Source organism: Gordonia terrae (genome assembly GCF_001698225.1).
Taxonomy (GTDB): Bacteria; Actinomycetota; Actinomycetes; order Mycobacteriales; family Mycobacteriaceae; genus Gordonia; species Gordonia terrae.
The window spans coordinates 3,213,187-3,231,664 of sequence record NZ_CP016594.1 but is presented as its reverse complement, the minus strand read 5'-3'; the positions used below and the strand labels follow the sequence as shown (position 1 = coordinate 3,231,664).

1 protein-coding gene (cut by a window edge) is annotated in these 18,478 nt (G+C 69.9%); it reads left to right on the top strand.

What is annotated here, in order from left to right:
* Positions 1 to 18,478, top strand: the 3' portion of a protein-coding gene (locus BCM27_RS14510) for a non-ribosomal peptide synthetase (protein ID WP_068884386.1). Its footprint begins 8,135 nt before the window's first position; 18,478 of the gene's 26,613 nt are visible here — the last part of the coding sequence; its start codon lies off the left edge, out of view; its stop codon occupies positions 18,476 to 18,478.

Genomic DNA, 18,478 nt, shown 5'->3' with positions numbered 1-18,478 from the left:
GCGTCCCGTGCCCGCCGGCATCACCGGTGAGTTGTACCTCGGTGGTGCCCAGCTCGCGCGCGGGTACGCAGGCCGGCCCGACCTCACCGCCGAGCGTTTCGTCGCCGATCCCGCCGGCGGCGGAGCGCGGCTGTACCGAACCGGCGACCTGGTCCGACGCAACCGCGCCGGCGACCTGGAGTACCTGGGACGCAGCGACTTCCAGGTCAAACTCCGCGGTCAGCGGATCGAGCTCGGTGAGATCGAGGCGGTCCTGGCGACGGTCGACGGTGTCCGCCAGGCCGTGGTCACCGTCGCGAGCGCCCCGGGCGGTTCGGAACACCTGGTGGGCTACCTCATCGCGCCGGACGGCGGCGGAACGAACGGGGATGAGGTCGTCGGACGCGCACGAGAGGCGGTGACCGCGTCGCTGCCGGCGTACATGCGTCCGACCCACTGGGTCTCGCTGACCGAGGCCCCGCTCGGCAGCACCGGCAAACTGGACCGCAAGTCGCTGCCCCTTCCGCGTTTCGATCTGTTGTCGGGGACCGAGGACAGCGACTCTGCTCCCGTCGGTGAGTCGGAACAGATGGTCGCCGCCATCGTCGCGTCGGTGCTCGGGCTCGAGGACGTGCCGCTGACCCGTTCGTTCTTCGAACTCGGCGGGGACTCGATCGCGTCCATCCGGCTCACGTCGATGTTGCGCGCAGCGGGGCTGCACCTCACCCCGCGCGATGTGTTCACGGCGTCGACGATCCGTGAGCTCGCCGGCGCCGCACGAACGGAGCCGGTCGCTGTCCTCGACGAATTGCCCGGCGGCGCAGTCGGTCCGGTCGAGCTGACACCGGGGGCGGCGTGGATGCTCGAACTCGCCGACGAACCGGACGACATCGCGGACTTCTCGCAGAGCACCGTGCTCACACTTCCTGCCGAGGCCGACGAGCCGGCGATGTGGGCGGTGGTGACCGCGGTCGCCGCGGCCCACCCGATGCTCACCGCGTCGTTGCGCCTCGACGCCGATGGCTCCCCGACGATCCTGGCCGGCGACGGCGACCCCGGTGACCTCACGGTCGAGATCCTCGACCGTGACGACGTCCCCGGCGCCGGGACGACTTCGTCGCCCGTGGTGGACGACGCCATCCGCGCCGCGCATTCGCGAGCTCTGGCGACCTTGTCGCCGGCCGACGGGCGATTGCTCGCCGCGGTCGGTGTCCGGTTCGCCGACGGTACCGGCCGGGTGGTCGTCGCGGCCCACCATCTCGGTGTCGACGCCGTCTCGTGGCCGACCATCGTGTCGGGTCTGGGTCGCGCGTGGTGGCAGTACCGCAACGGGGAGTCGCCGGCCCTCACCGCGTCGGGCACCTCGTTCCGGCGCTGGTCGGGCGTCCTGGCCGAACTCGCCGACCGGACAGCGGAGATCGACTGGTGGACGCGACAACTGCCACCTGCGCCGCCGGAATTGACCATCGACCGAGCTCGGGACCGACTCGCCACCACGGTCTCGGTGATCCGCAGCGTCGAGCCCGGTCTCGCCGAGCGGGTGCTGGGCACGGTCACCGAGTCGTTCGGCGCGCGCCCGGACACCGTGCTGGCCGCAGCGCTCGCGCTCGCGGTCCGGGAGTCGGTGCCGGCCTCGGATCCGGTGTCGATGATGATCGAGAACCATGGCCGCGACGAGAGCATCGCGTCCGGCGCCGACCTGGCCGAGACGGTCGGGTGGTTCACCTCGTTCGTCCCGGTGAGTGTCGATGTCCCGGGAGTCGCGTGGGCCGGGAGTTCGACCGGCCCGGTCGAGACCGCCGCCGACGCCACCCCGGGTCGTCGGCTGGCGGCGATGGTCAAAGCGCTCAAGGACACCCAGGCCCGCATGCCGGACAACGGGATCGCTTTCGGCCCACTGCGCTGGTCGCGTCCCGACTCACCGTTGCGGGGTCGGCCCCTCCCGCCGATCACGGTGAACTATCTGGGTCTGCTGGGTGCCGGCGCCGGGAGCGAAGCGAGCGGGCCGAATCACACCGGCGCCGGGAGCGGAGCGAGCGGGCCGAATGGCACCGGCGCCGGGAGCGAAGCGAGCGGGCCGAATCACACCGGCGCCGGGAGCGGAGCGAGCGGGCCGAATCGCACCGGCGCCGGGCGCGGAGCGAGCGGGCCGAGTGGTGGCGGCGCCGGGAGCGGAGCGAGTGGGACGAATGTTCCCGTGGATGTCGATATCGACATGGCTGCAACGGAATTTGCACCGGTGGCGGACGCGCCCTCCCTTCCACCGTCGGTCCGCGGAGACATGGTTGCGCTGGCCGCACTCACTGTGACGGCGGGCTCGTTGGCGACTGCACGCGGTCGTGAACTGCGGGTGGACCTCACCGCGCCGGCGGGAGTGTTCGACGAGTCCGCTCTGGCCGGTATCGCCGATCGCTGGGAGGCGGCGCTGTCGTCGCTCGCCGCGTATGTCGACGACGTGGGCGATCCGGGCCTCAGCGAAACCGACGTGATCGGCGGGCTGGATCAGTCCGACATCGACCATGTGCTCGCCACCCGGTCGAGCACCCCACGCTCGCGCGTCGGGTACGCGATCTGGCCGCCGACGCCATTGCAACACGGCCTGTTCTACGAGGCGGAGCGCCTGGTCGGCGCCGATCCCTATGTCACCCAGTCGATCATCGAGTTCGACGGCAATCATCCCGTCGACACCATCCTGCCGGCGATCCGGGAACTGCTGGCCAGGCAACGCGTCCTGCGTTCCGGTTTCACCCGCACTCCGTCCGGCCGTCTGGTCGTGGTCGTTCCGCCGGGCGACGATCCCGTGGTCACGGAGCCGGACTTCCGTGGGGTGGACCTGACGGATCTGAGCATGGCCGAGGCGGCAGCGCGGATCGTCCGGATCGCCGACGAGGATCTGCGCCGCCCGTTCGTACTGGACGACCCGCCGCTCATCCGGTTCTCCGCGGTCTCGCATGACACGGTGACGGGTCCGGCGCACACGCTGGTCATCACCGCGCACCACATCATCCTGGACGGCTGGTCGGGCCCGATCCTCGTCGCCGACCTCCTCGCGGCACATCTGGGCCGGCCGGCGATCACACCGGCCGCCGACTTCGAGTCCTACCTCGCGTGGCTCGACGGACGCGACCGCGAGGCCGCCGTGGCCGCCTGGCGTGAACATCTCGTCGACTTCGGACCGACCCTGCTCGCTCCGCAGGAACACCCCGGCGCCGACGATGGACCCCGCCGCCACGAGGTGACCGTCCGGGTTCCCGCGGACCGCCGGGCGGCGGTGGAACGAACCGTGCGCCGATTGGGCACGACGACGAGCACGGTGCTGTATGCGGCGTGGTCGATCGTGCTGTCCCGTTTCACCGGGGAGCAGCGGGTCGTCTTCGGCGAGACGGTGTCGGGGCGGCCCGCCGATCTCGACGGTGCCGACGGCATGATCGGGCTGTTCATCAACACCGTGCCGGTGGCAGCCGACGTCGATCCGCGTCAGACGCTGGCCGGACTCATCGGTGAGTTGCACCGCGCGCGGGCGCGGATGCTGGACCACCAGTTCGTCGGACTCGGCGACATCACCGCCGCGACGGGGCATCCGAGGCTCTTCGACACCCTCGTGGTCTTCGAGTCGTACCCCGTCGACGTGGACACGGTGGTGGAGGGGTCACGGACCTCGGGCCTGGAGATCCGCGACGTGAGTACCGCCGATGCCACGCACTATCCGCTGGCACTCATCGCCGCGCCGGAGGGCGACGACCTCTGTCTGACGGTCAAGGCGGACCTGGCCCTCGTCGGCGACGGGGTCGCCGAGGTGGTCGCGGCCACGCTCACCGATGTTCTGGATGCGGTGCTCGACGATCCGACGCTGCCGGTGGCGGCGCTCGATCCGATGCCGGCGGCCATGCGCTCGACGGTCGAGGGTTGGTCGCGTGGTGTGGGTGTGGGGTTGGGGTGGTCGGGTCGTTCGGTGGGGTCGGTGGTTGCTGAGCGGGTGGGGTTGTCGGTGGGTGATGTGGCGGTGTGGGTGGGTGAGCGGGTGGTGTCGTATGGGGAGTTCGGTGGGTTGGTGGGGGGTGTGGCGCGGGAGTTGGCGGGGTTGGGTGTGGGTGTGGATTCGGCTGTGGGTGTGGTGATGTCGCGGTCGTTGGAGTTGTTGGTGGCGGTGCATGCGGTGGTGGCTGTGGGTGGTCGGTATGTGCCGGTGGAGGTGGATGCGCCTGCGGAGCGGGTGGGGTTCATGTTGTCGACGGCTGGTGTGGGTGTGGTGGTGGTGCGTGCGGGTGATGTGGGTGGGGGTGATGTGTTTTCTGGCGTTGAGGGTGTTGGGGGTGTGCGGCGGTTGGTGGTGGATTGTGGTGAGGGGGTGGGTTTTTCGGGTGTTGGGGGTGCGGGGTTGTTGGGTGGGGTGGTGTCGGGTGTGGGGGAGGTGCCGGGTGGTGCGGGTGTGTACACGTTGTTCACGTCTGGGTCGACGGGGCGGCCGAAGGGTGTGACGGTGTCGCAGGCTGCGGTGGTGAATCGGTTGGGGTGGATGCAGTCGTTGTTCGGGTTGGAGCAGCGGGATGTGGTGTTGTGGAAGACGCCGGTGTCGTTTGATGTGTCGGTGTGGGAGTTGTTTTGGCCGTTGATGGTTGGTGCGTCGGTGGTGGTGGCGGAGCCGGGTGGTCATCGGGATCCGTGGTATGTGGCGTCGGTGGTGGAGCGGTTCGGGGTGTCGGTGTGTCATTTTGTGCCGTCGATGTTGTCGGTGTTTGTGGATGCGTTGCGGGATTCGGGTGTGGGGGATTCGGGTGTTGTGGGTTCGGGTCGGCGGGGTGTGGCTGGGTTGGGGTCGTTGCGTGAGGTGTTTTGTTCGGGTGAGGCGTTGGGTGTGGGTGCGGTGGAGGGTTTGCGGGGGTTGGTGCCGTCGGTGCGGGTGGTGAATTTGTATGGGCCGACTGAGGCTGCGGTGGATGTGACGTCGTATGTGGTGGCTGGTGGTGAGGTGGTGGTGCCGATTGGTCGGGCGGTGCCGAATGTGTCGGTGTGGGTGTTGGATTCGCGGTTGCGTCCGGTGCCGGTGGGTGTGGTGGGTGAGTTGTATCTGGGTGGTGTGCAGGTGGCGCGGGGGTATGCGTCGCGGGCGGGGTTGACTGCGGAGCGGTTTGTGGCGGATCCGTTTGGTGGGGTGGGTGTGCGGTTGTATCGGACGGGTGATCGGGTGCGGTGGAGTGGTGTGGGTGAGTTGGAGTATGTGGGTCGTGTTGATTTTCAGGTGAAGTTGCGGGGGCAGCGGGTTGAGTTGGGGGAGATCGAAACCGTCCTCGCCGGCGCCGACGACGTGGTCGCCGTGGCGGTGGTGGTGCGCGACGACCGACTGGTCGCCTATGTCGCCGGCCCGGAGGGGTCTGCGGTACCGCGGATACGAGAGCACGCTGCCCGCCGGCTCGCGTCGTACATGGTGCCCGACACGGTCGTGGTGCTGGATGCGCTGCCGCTGAACACGGCGGGCAAGGTCGACCGTAAGGCGCTGCCCGCACCGGACTTCGTCTCCGCTGCACGGGTCGAACCCGACACCGACACGGAACGAGCCATCCTGGCCATCGTCGCCGAGGTGCTCGGGCGCGAGCGGGACGCCCCGGCGATCTCGGTGGTGGACAGCTTCTTCGAGATCGGCGGGCACTCGCTGTCGGCAACTCGGGTTGCCGCGCGCATCGCGCACGTCTTCGGTGTCCGGTTCGGCGTGCGCGAACTGTTCGACGCGCCGACGGTGCGGACGATGGCCGCGTATGTCGATGCCATGTTCGTCGATCGCGGGGGTCGCCGGGCCGGCATCGTCCCGGTCACGGACACAACGGAATTGGGGTCCGTCCCGCGTCCCACACGTCCGCCGCTGTCGACCGCACAGCAGCGCATGTGGTTCATCAACCAGTTCGACCCGACGTCATCTGCCTACAACATCCCGATCGCGCTGCGCGTGCAGGGGCGTCTCGACGTGGTCGCTCTCCGCGCGGCGCTGGCCGATGTGATGGAGCGGCACGAGGTCCTGCGGACGCGATACCCGCAAGGCGCCGACGGCCGGCCGTGGCAGGACGTTGCCCCGGCATCGGAGATCACCGTCGATCAGTGGTGGCGGAACACCGGCGTGGACACGTTGTCCGCGGAACCGTTCGACGTCACCCGCGACCTGCCGATCCGGGCGGGGATCGCCGATTCCGTCCCGACTCGGGACCGTCCCGACGACCAGGTGCTGGTCGTCGTCGTGCATCACATCGCAGCCGACGGCGAGTCCATGGTGCCGCTCGTCGACGATCTCCTGCAGGCCTACCGCTCTCGAGTCGCCGGTGTCGCGCCGGTCCGCGCTCCGCTGGCGGTGCAGTACGCGGACGTGGCCCTGTGGCAGCAGCGGGCACTGGGCTCGGTGGACGACCCGGCCTCCGAGCTCGGTCGACAGGCCCGCTGGTGGCGGAGTCGGCTTGCCGACCTACCCGAGGTCCTCGAACTGCCCGCCGACCGGCCCCGGCCGCCGGTGGCGTCTCACCGCGGTGCGGTGGTGGAGTTCGATCTCCCGGATGGCCTGGCGCCTCGGATCGAGCAATTCGCCCGGACCCACGGTGTGACGGTCTTCATGGTGCTGCATGCGTCGGTCGCCGTCGTGCTCGCCCGTCTGTCGGGTACCTCGGACATCGCGGTGGCTTCGCCGGTCGCCGGCCGTGGGCGGGCCGAGCTCGACGCCCTGATCGGGATGTTCGTCAACACCCTGGTGCTGCGCACCTCCGTCGATTCCGCGGCGACATTCGGTGAGATGGTTCGGCTGGTGCGGGACACCGATCTCGACGCGTTCGCGGCGGCGGACGTGCCCTTCGAGTACCTGGTCGAGGCGCTGGCACCCACTCGCAGCGAGGCCTTCGCCCCGCTGGCCCAGGTGCTGCTGACCCTGGAGCAGACGTCGGTGGGGGAACTGACGGCACCGGGCCTGACGCTCACGCCCGTCGATGCCGGTCCGCCGGCCGCCCGGTTCGACCTGATGATCGGGATGACCGCCGACCGGGACCCCGATGGTGCCCTCGCCTCGCTGGCCGGCCGGATCGTCTACGCGACCGACCTCTTCGACGCGCGCACGGCGCACCGCGTCGCTGCCCGCATCGTCGATGTTCTCGACGCGGGCCTCGCCGATCCCGAGGTGATCGTCGGCGACATCGATCTCGTGGACGAGGGGGAGCGCGCGGCCATCGAGGGTTGGTCGCGTGGTGTGGGTGTGGGGTTGGGGTGGTCGGGTCGTTCGGTGGGGTCGGTGGTTGCTGAGCGGGTGGGGTTGTCGGTGGGTGATGTGGCGGTGTGGGTGGGTGAGCGGGTGGTGTCGTATGGGGAGTTCGGTGGGTTGGTGGGGGGTGTGGCGCGGGAGTTGGCGGGGTTGGGTGTGGGTGTGGATTCGGCTGTGGGTGTGGTGATGTCGCGGTCGTTGGAGTTGTTGGTGGCGGTGCATGCGGTGGTGGCTGTGGGTGGTCGGTATGTGCCGGTGGAGGTGGATGCGCCTGCGGAGCGGGTGGGGTTCATGTTGTCGACGGCTGGTGTGGGTGTGGTGGTGGTGCGTGCGGGTGATGTGGGTGGGGGTGATGTGTTTTCTGGCGTTGAGGGTGTTGGGGGTGTGCGGCGGTTGGTGGTGGATTGTGGTGAGGGGGTGGGTTTTTCGGGTGTTGGGGGTGCGGGGTTGTTGGGTGGGGTGGTGTCGGGTGTGGGGGAGGTGCCGGGTGGTGCGGGTGTGTACACGTTGTTCACGTCTGGGTCGACGGGGCGGCCGAAGGGTGTGACGGTGTCGCAGGCTGCGGTGGTGAATCGGTTGGGGTGGATGCAGTCGTTGTTCGGGTTGGAGCAGCGGGATGTGGTGTTGTGGAAGACGCCGGTGTCGTTTGATGTGTCGGTGTGGGAGTTGTTTTGGCCGTTGATGGTTGGTGCGTCGGTGGTGGTGGCGGAGCCGGGTGGTCATCGGGATCCGTGGTATGTGGCGTCGGTGGTGGAGCGGTTCGGGGTGTCGGTGTGTCATTTTGTGCCGTCGATGTTGTCGGTGTTTGTGGATGCGTTGCGGGATTCGGGTGTGGGGGATTCGGGTGTTGTGGGTTCGGGTCGGCGGGGTGTGGCTGGGTTGGGGTCGTTGCGTGAGGTGTTTTGTTCGGGTGAGGCGTTGGGTGTGGGTGCGGTGGAGGGTTTGCGGGGGTTGGTGCCGTCGGTGCGGGTGGTGAATTTGTATGGGCCGACTGAGGCTGCGGTGGATGTGACGTCGTATGTGGTGGCTGGTGGTGAGGTGGTGGTGCCGATTGGTCGGGCGGTGCCGAATGTGTCGGTGTGGGTGTTGGATTCGCGGTTGCGTCCGGTGCCGGTGGGTGTGGTGGGTGAGTTGTATCTGGGTGGTGTGCAGGTGGCGCGGGGGTATGCGTCGCGGGCGGGGTTGACTGCGGAGCGGTTTGTGGCGGATCCGTTTGGTGGGGTGGGTGTGCGGTTGTATCGGACGGGTGATCGGGTGCGGTGGAGTGGTGTGGGTGAGTTGGAGTATGTGGGTCGTGTTGATTTTCAGGTGAAGTTGCGGGGGCAGCGGGTTGAGTTGGGGGAGATCGAAACCGTCCTCGCCACCACCCCGGGTGTCGCCCAGGTGGTCGTCTCGGTCATGGAACTCCCTGCGGGACAGCAACTCGTCGCTCACGTCACCGGAACGGGCGTCGAGGTCGAGGCGCTGCGCGCGACGGCCGAGCAACTACCTGCGTACATGCGTCCCACGTCGTGGGTCGTGCTGGATGCGTTGCCGCTGAACACGGCGGGCAAGGTCGACCGTAAGGCGCTGCCCGCACCGGACTTCGTCTCCGCAGCGCGGGTGGAACCCGACACCGACACCGAGGTCGCCATCGCCGGTGTCTTCGCCGACGTACTCGGATTGCCGGCCCCGGACTCGGTGTCGGTGACCGACACCTTCTTCGACCTCGGCGGCAACTCGCTGGCCGCCACCCGGCTCGCGGCCCGCGTCTCCCGGATGCTCGGCATGACGGTACGGGTCCGGGACGTCTTCGACGCGCCGACGGTCCGCGACCTGGCGCGCCTCGTCGACACTTCCCTCGCCGACACCGTCACACCGGCGGTCGGCCGTCCCGCCGTGGTGCCCCGACCTTCCGTGGTGCCCCGCCCTTCCGTAGTACCTCTGTCCAGTGCGCAGCAGCGTATGTGGTTCATCAACCAGTACGAGCCCGACGTCGCGTCGTACATCATCCCGTTCGCCTTCCGCATTCGCGGCGAGGTCGACGTCGAGCACGTTCGTCGCGCGATCGCCGACGTGGTCGCCCGCCACGAGATCCTGCGGACCACCTACCCGATCGGCCGCGACGGGCGACCGGAACAGCTGATCCGCGACGTCAACCCGGGGGATTCCGGCATCGACGGTTCCACGTTCGACTGGGCGACCGTGGAGTCTGATTCCGAGGCGCTGGCCGTGACCACGGAACCCTATGACCTGACCCGCGACCTGCCGCTCCGCGCTCGCGCCCATGTCGAACCCGGCGCGGGTGCGCTGCTGGTGATCAGCATTCACCACGTCGCGGCCGACGGTGAGTCGGGTCGAGCGCTGTCACGTGATCTGCTCACCGCGTATGCGGCGCGACGTGACGGTCGGAGGCCGGATTGGATGCCCCTGCCGATCCAGTACGCAGACCATGTCGTGCGGTCGGCCGGGCGTGCGGGCGAGCAGGACGAACGCCGTCGGTGGTGGGTGCGGCAACTCGACGGCGCGCCGGTTCTGCTCGATCTACCGACTGTGCATCCGCGTCCGGTCACACCGACCATGCGCGGCGCGACAGTCGATTTCGTCATCCCGGGGCGGGTCGCGCAGGGGGTGGGCGCAGTCGCACGGAACGGCGACGCGACCGCCTTCATGGTGTTGCACGCGGCGTTGGCCGCCGTGCTGGGCCGGTTGTCGGGGACGCGGGATGTCGTCATCGGTACCGCCGCGGCGGGCCGGGACGGCGACACCGACGACCTGATCGGCATGTTCGTCAACACGATTGCGCTGCGTACCCCGATCGTTCCCGGACGGTCATTCGCCGACCTCCTGCGGGTTGTGCGCGAGGTGGACCTCGATGCGCTCGATCACGCCGACGTGCCGTTCGACGACGTGGTCGACGAACTCGGTGTGACCCGCGCCGCATCCCACGCACCTCTGGTCCAGGTGCTGCTGACCACCTCCGAAGTCGCCGATCCCGTCGCAACCGACGGCGGCGTCGCCGATCTCGACATGGAACCCGTTGCCGTCGCGGACAACTCGGCGAAGCTGGACCTCACCCTGGGTGTGCTCACCGACCCGGCTCCGGGGTCACCGTGGCGCGGTTCCCTCACCTTCGCGACGGACCTCTTCGACGAACCCGCCGCCCGCCGGCTCACCGAGCGATTCGTCCGCGTGCTGGCCGCCGCGGTCGAGGACAGCACGCGCCCGGTCGGTGACCTCGAGTTGCTGACCGGCGACGAGGAGATGGTGCCGGTCGTGTCGGGCGACCCCGATCCCGATCCGACGCTCCTCCCGGACCTGCTCGTCGGTGCGGCGCGGATGCGGCCGGGCCATCCGGCTGTCGTCGACCCGGCCGCCACCACCGGCGGGGAGACCTGGACCTACGCCGAACTCGATTCGGCGAGTTCGCATCTCGCGGCCGCGCTGATCGAGCGCGGCATCGGTGCGGAGGATGTGGTCGTGTGCGCCTTCCCGAGGTCGGCGACCGCGCAACTGGCGTTGTGGGCGGTGGCCAAGACCGGTGCCGTGTACTGCCCGATCGATCCCCGGTACCCGGCCGAGCGCATCGCCCGCGTCCTCGCGGCCGCGGATGCCGCACTCATCCTCACCGATGGGACTGTCGACGGACTGGGCGCCGGCCCGGTCGCGTCCACGGCGCGACTGCTGCTCGATCCGGCGCGCGTCAGTGACCTGCGGTCGCGTCCCGCTATCGCCCTGCCTCGTCGCCGTCGTCCGGTGACGCCCGATTCCGGCGCCTACATGATCTTCACCTCGGGGTCGACCGGAACCCCCAAGGGAGTGCTGGTGACGCACCGCGGGCTGGCGGGCGTCACCGCGGTCCTGCGCGACCGGCACCGCTCCGGGCCGGAGTCGCGCTGGCTGGGGATCAGCTCGCCGGCCTTCGACGCCGCCATGCTCGAGGTGCTCGGCGCCCACGGCAGCGCCGGGACGCTCGTCGTCGCCCCCGCCGACGTCTACGGCGGCCGAGAGCTCGCGGACTTCATCACGACGAACACGACCACGCACGCCTTCCTGGTGACCTCGGTGGCGGCGTCGCTGCCGGACCCCGGGCGTCTGCCGATGACCGACGTACTCGTGGGCGGTGAGTCCGTCCCCGACACCGAGAAGAACCGGTGGGCCCCGCATGTGCGATTCCACAACGGCTACGGACCGACCGAGACCACCATCATCAGCGTCACCTCGGCCCCGATCGGCGTAGACGAGCCGGTCCATCTCGGCAGCCCGGTTCCCGGTGCGAGCGCCGTCGTCCTGGACGAGCGGTTGCATCCGGTACCTCCGGGTGTCGTCGGGGAGCTGTACCTCGCCGGACCCGAACTCGCGCGCGGATATCAGGGGCGGTCGGCCCTGACCGCCGAGCGCTTCGTCGCCGCCCCGGCCGGTGAGCCGGGGGCACGGATGTACCGGACCGGAGACCTCGTACGACGATCCCGCAGTGGCGAACTGACCTACGTGGGCCGGTCGGACTTCCAGGTCAAGCTGCGCGGCCAGCGCCTCGAACTCGGTGAGATCGAGGCCGTCCTGACCGCACACCCCGAGGTGCGGACGGCCGCGGTCATCGGCGTCGGGAACCCGGTGACCTCGCTGGCCGGTTACGTGGAACCCGTCGATCCCGGTGCCGGCCGGGTCCAGGTGCGACAGTTGACATCCGCGCTGCGGGAGCATCTCGCCGTCCACCTGCCGTCGCACATGGTGCCGGGCGCCCTCACCGTCCTCGAGTCCATGCCGCGCAGCCCGATCGGCAAGATCGACCGCACTCGGCTCCCCGCGATCGAACCGTCGGCCACCGACGCCGAACGGGTGCCGCCGTCGACCCACACCGAGCGGGTACTCGCCACCGTCGTCGGCGACGTCCTCGGCCTCGACGGCATCTCGGTGACCGCCGACTTCTTCGCCATCGGCGGCAACTCGCTCTCGGCCACGCGCGTCAGTGCCCGCGCCGGGGACGCCTTCGGGGTGCGCGTGGGGGTCCGCGACGTCTTCGAGGCGCCCACGGTGCGCCGGCTGGCGCGTCGCATCGACGCCGCCCATGACGACGCGTACCGACCGCCGCCGTTGCGTCGCGCCGATCCGCGGCCGGCGCACATCCCACTGTCGTATGCGCAGCAACGGATCTGGTTCCTCAACCGGCTCGACCCGGAGTCGGGTGCCTACACCATCCCGCTGGCCGTCCGCCTGCGCGGACAGTTGGATCGACGTGCCCTGCACGACGCCGTCGTCGACGTTCTCGCCCGCCATGAGGTCTTGCGGACCGTGTTCCCGGCGCAGGGCGGTGAACCCCGGCAGGACATCCTGCCGATCGACGAGGCACGGGCCCGACTGCGCTGGGAGATCGTCGCGGCGACCTCGGGGCCCATCGATCCGGCCGGGCTTGTGGGCGATGCGACGTTCGACGTCACCACCGAGCTCCCGCTGCGAGTCCGACTCGTCGAGGTCGAGAACACCGAGCACATCCTGGTCGTGGTCTTGCATCACATCGCCGCCGACGGCGAGTCGATGCGTCCGCTCGTCGCCGACCTGTGGGGTGCGTATCTGGCACGTGCCGAGGGGCGGTCCACCGAGGTGGAGGCACCACTGATCCAGTTCGCCGATCACGCTCTGTGGCAGCGGGAGGCGCTCGGGGACATCGACTCGGCGGAGTCCATCCTCGGTCGGCAGGTGGGCTACTGGACGAACCGGTTGTCGGGGATCCCCGACCTGCTCCCGTTGCCGACGGACCGCCCGCGACCGGCGGTGGCGTCGCAGCGTGGTGGTCGGGTGACGGCGAACCTCCCGGCCGATCTGCCGGCGCGGATCGCGGCCACCGCCCGCGCACACGGCGCCACCGAGTTCATGGTCGTCCACGCGGCTCTGTCGATCATGTTGGCGCGACTGTCGGCCACCCGCGACATCGTGATCACGACACCGGTCGCCGGACGCGGGCACGCAGACCTCGATGACCTCGTCGGCATGTTCGTCAACACCGTGGTCCTGCGCCTGGACGTGGACCCGCGGACGCCGGTCGGCGAGTTCCTCGACCGAGTGCGCGTCGACGACGTCAACGCTCTCGCGCGGACCGACGTCCCCTTCGAATACCTGGTGGATCGCCTCGCCCCGGTCCGGTCGGAGGCGTTCGCCCCGATCAGCCAGGTGATGCTGTCGGTGCTGCACGATCGCGACGGTGACGACGCGACCGGAACCGTCGCATCGCCATCGCGGGCGCTGGCCCTCGAACCGGTGGAGGTGTCCACCGACACCACCCAGCTCGACCTGACCGTCGCGGTGACGATCCGGCCCGACCGTCCGTGGGCCGTCGAGATCGTCTATGCCACCGACCTGTTCGACGAGCACACCGCGCGGACGGCGATCATCCGGCTGACCCGGGTTCTGGAGGCGGTCGTCGACGCTGACGACCTGGCGGTCGGTGCCATCGATCTGACCGACCAGGACGAGCGCGCGCGGATCGCCGCACTCGTGTCCGGACCTGACCTGCCGGTGCCGTGGACGACCGTCACCGATGCGATCGTGGCCGCCGCGCGACGCTCGCCGGAGTCGATCGCCCTCGTGGCAGGCGATCGGACGCTGACCTATTGCGAGTTCCTCGACCGGACCACCCGGCTCGCGGAGACCCTGAGCGCCCACGGCGTGGGTCCGGATGTCGCAGTGGGCGTGTGCATCCCGCGTTCCGTCGAACTCGTACTCGCGATCCATGCCGTGGTCATGGCCGGCGGCGGCTACGTCAGCATCGACCCGACGACGCCGACCGATCGGGTCGCGGCCATGGTCGACTCGGCATCGATCGCGATGGTGCTGACGGCGGACGTCCGCCCGCCGGCGCTGTCCGGTCTGGCCACGCCGATACTCGTCGTCGACGGAAGCGGACCGCTCGACGGCATCTCGCGTCCGGGTACGGAACTGCGTCGTCCGTATCCGGGCAACGCCCTCTACACCTTGTTCACCTCCGGATCGACCGGAACGCCCAAGGGCGTCACCGTCAGTCACGGTGCCGTGCTCAACCGCCTGGCATGGATGTCGGTTCGTTCCCCGCTGCGTCCTGATGACGCGGTCATGCTCAAGACACCGGTCACCTTCGACGTGTCCGTCCCCGAACTGTTCGAACCGCTGATGGCCGGCGCGCGCCTGGTCATCGTCGAGGACGGCTGGCACGTGGACCCGGCCCACGTCCTCGCCGAGATCGAGCGGCATCGGGTCACCTCCGTCCACTTCGTGCCGTCGATGATGGCGGCGTTCGTCGAGTACATCGGTGACCGCCCGCAGCGGCGGGAGGCGCTGTCGTCGCTGCGGCGGATCAACGCCTCCGGTGAGGCCCTGCCCGCGGCGACCGCCGAGGCGATGGCCGCGTTGGCCCCGCAGGCCGACATCGACAATCTCTACGGCCCGACCGAGGCCGCCGTCGAGGTGACGGCGTATCGCTTCACTCCCGGTGACGCGGTCGTTCCGATCGGACGGCCCAACGCGAACACCACGACGTGGGTGCTCGACGACAGGATGCGCCCGGCGCCGGCCGGGGTGGTCGGCGAGCTCTACGTCGGCGGGGATCAGCTGGCGCGCGGCTACGCGGGCCGGCCCGATCTCACCGCCGAACGGTTCGTGGCCGATCCCACCGGGCCGACGGGCGGACGGCTCTACCGGACCGGCGACCTCGTGCGCTGGGATGCCGACGGCGCTCTCGAGTATCTCGGCCGAGCCGACTTCCAGGTGAAACTGCGCGGGCAGCGCATTGAACTCGGGGAGATCGAGACCGTTCTGGCCCGCGTCGACGGCGTCACCCATGCCGCCGTCACCGTCCGGAGCGGTCCGGCGGGCGATGCGCTGGTCGGGTATGTGGCCGGCAACGTCGACCTCGAAGTGATCCGCGAACACCTCCGACAATCGTTGCCGCAGTACATGCATCCCACTCGATGGGTGATCCTCGATGCGGTCCCGATCACCGCGACCGGCAAACTGGACCGCCGGGCCCTCCCCGCGCCGAGCGACGACGCGACCGAGATGGTGCCACCGGCCGACGCCGCCGAACGCGCGGTCGCGGTGGTCTTCGCCGAGGTTCTGGGACTCGCCGAGATCTCGGTGACAGCGCCGTTCTTCGACCTGGGTGGCAACTCGCTGGCCGCGATGCGCGTCGTCGCCCGGATCGGCGAACAACTCGGCACCGACCTCGATGTCCGCGACCTCTTCCGCGCCCCGACGGTCCGCGACCTCGCGCGGACCCTGGCACGACGCCGAGTCGCCGGGCATCCCCTCGTCGCGCGTCCACGACCCGCCCGTATCCCGTTGTCGTATGCGCAGCAACGACTCTGGTTCATCAACCAGTTCGACGTGACATCCCCGATGTACAACATGCCCGTCGCCCTCGACATCCGCGGGTTCCTCGATGTCGAAGCGCTGCGTGCCGCGGTGGTCGCCGTGATGACCCGTCATGAGCCCCTGCGAACCGTCTACCCGCTCGGCGAGGACGGCGTGCCCGCGCAGCACATCCTCGATCCGGCGACGGCCGCGGACGAACTGCGCTGGGAGTCGGTCGGCACGCCCGCGGACGCGATGGCGTGGTGCACGGAGGGATTCGACGTGTCGACGCAACTGCCGCTGCGGGTGGTGATCTCGGCGGTATCGGCGGAGGGTACGACGCCGCCGGTGCATCGGGTCGTGCTGGTCCTGCACCACATCGCCGGCGATGCGGCGTCCCTGTCGATACTTGCGGCGGAGGTTCTCGGCGGATACCGCAGTGGCGGAGGCCCTTCGGGCGGGTCGATCGACGTCCCGGACATCGCATACGCCGATCACGCGCTCTGGCAGCGCGAGGTGCTCGGGGACTTCGACGACCCGATGTCGCCGATGGCCGCGCAGTACTCGTTCTGGGCCGAGACACTGGCCGGTGTTCCCGCTGCGCTGGAGCTGCCCGGCGACCGTCCGCGCCCGCCGGTCGCCGACCCGACCGGTGGCCGCCTACCCCTCGAACTGGGCGAGCCGCGCAGCGCGGCGGTCATGGCGACCGCACGCGCACATGGGATGACCCCGTTCATGGTCTGTCACGCCGCGTTCGTCCTCACCCTGGCGCGGGTGGCCGACGTGGACGACGTCAGCGTCGGCGCCGCCGTGTCGGGACGCGGTCACGCGGCCACGGCGGGACTCATCGGCATGTTCGTCAACACCGTCGTGCTCCGGACCCCGCTGCGGGCCGAGGACACGGTCGGGGATCTGCTCCATCGGGTCCGCGACGTCGATCTCGCGGCGTTCGCACACGCCGACATCCCGTTCGAGACGCTCGTCGAGCACCTCACGCCGGTTCGTTCCACCGCCCACGCGCCGCTCGTCCAGGTCATGATCAACTACCTCGCCGAGTCCTCGGGTGACACCCCGCTTCCGGGGCCGGGTTCCGGTACGGAGGCAGCGGGTTTCACCGTGGACGGTCTCGAGGTGGTGCCCGTCGAACCGGGGCCGCCGCCCGCCAAGGTCGATCTGACACTCGGTCTCGCGGAACGGCCGGTCGGCACCGGCGTCGAGCTGGTCGGCGAGTTCGATTATGCCGCAGCACTGTTCGATGTCGAGACGGTCGCGACGATACGCGACGTCTTCCTCCGCATGCTCGACGCGGTCACCGGCGATCTCGACACCGTCGTGGATCGTGTCCCGCTGGTCGCGGCCGACGCGACCGTTGCCGAGGATGGAGGGCCGGTGATCCTCGACAGCGCGAGCCGGGCGGTGCCGCCACGGGTGCCGGGCGAGCTGCACGAGCGCGGCGACGACGGTGCGCTGGCGCCGACCGGCCTACGAGCACGGTGGGTCGACGCGTCCACGACACGGCCCGAGATCCTGGGGCCGGTCGCGCGGCATCCCCGAATCGACGGTCGGCGAATCGATCTCGATGCGGTGGAGCGAGCGTTGGCCGAGATGACGGGCGTGGCCGCGGCCGCCGTCGTGAGTGCGCTGACAGCCGACGGCGTCGAGGTGGGTGCCTGGGTCGTTGCCGACGGCGACCTGGGCGTGCCCGAGCTCCGGCGTGCGCTGTCGCAGGTGCTGCCCGCGCATTGGGTTCCCACTGCGATCGGCGTCGTCGACGCGATCCCGGCCGGGGCGGACGGCCGACCGGGGCGCCGCGAGATCGCAGCACTTCTGGAAGGGGGCGGAACCGGGCATGACGATGCCGGATCCGCGGCGCCGACCGGACGATGGGAGGTGGCTGTCGCCGAGGCGATGGCGGAGATCACCGGGAACCCGGTGGTGGACGCGGACCAGGGCTTCTTCGATCTGGGCGGAACGTCGCTGTCCGCGGTGCGGCTGGTGTCGCTGTTGCGCAGGCGAACCGGTGTGCCCGTCGAGGTCGCATGGGTCTTCGCCGGACCGACGCCGCGCGATCTCGGCGCCCGGCTCGCCGCCCACGAGGACCCGGCCGCCACGGGCGCCCCGGGGGACCAGGTGGTCGTGCCGCTGCGAGCAGAAGGCGGTCGCGCCCCGGTCTTCTGTGTCCACCCGGCCGATGGTCTGGCGTGGCTGTTCGCCGGTCTCACACCGTATCTCGACGACCGGCCGGTCTTCGGTCTACAGGACCCCTTCGTCGTGGTCGGTGACACGGCCGACGCGTCGATCCGTGACCTCGCCAAGCGGTACGTGGCCGAGATCCGAAAGATCGTTCCGCAGGGCCCCTACCACCTCGTCGGCTGGTCCATCGGTGGCTTGATCGCCCAGGAGATGGCCGCCGAACTCCGTGCGCGGGGTGCGGAGGTCGGTTTCCTCGGGCTCCTCGACAGCTATCCCGCCGTCGGCGACGAACTCGAGATCGACGACGCGGCAGGGGTTTCGGAGGTGTCACCGGACGACACGCGGTCGACGGTCGCGGACCTGCTCGGTGGGTGGCAGGCCGTCATCGACGTCGACGCGGTGGCGACGTCGGACGATCCGGCTGCCGTGGCTGCCGCGATCCGCGAGCGGGTCACCGGACTCGGCCTGCTCGACGGCGATGCGTTCGACCGCATGCTGCAGCGGATGGCGACGTCGGCCCGGCGCACCGTCGACCACCGGCCCCGACCCTACGACGGTGACGCGATGCTCGTCGTCGCCGCGGCCGGAGACGCGGATCCGGACAGAACGTCCGGACGTTGGGCGCCATTCCTCGGTGGACGGATCACCCGGGTCGATGTCGACGCCGATCACCTCGGGATCGTCGGCAGTGACGCACTGGTCGAGATCGGACCGCGGATCGACGCCGCGATCACCGCGGCCGAGGCGCGAGCCGGCGACGGCCCCGCGGCTCCCTGA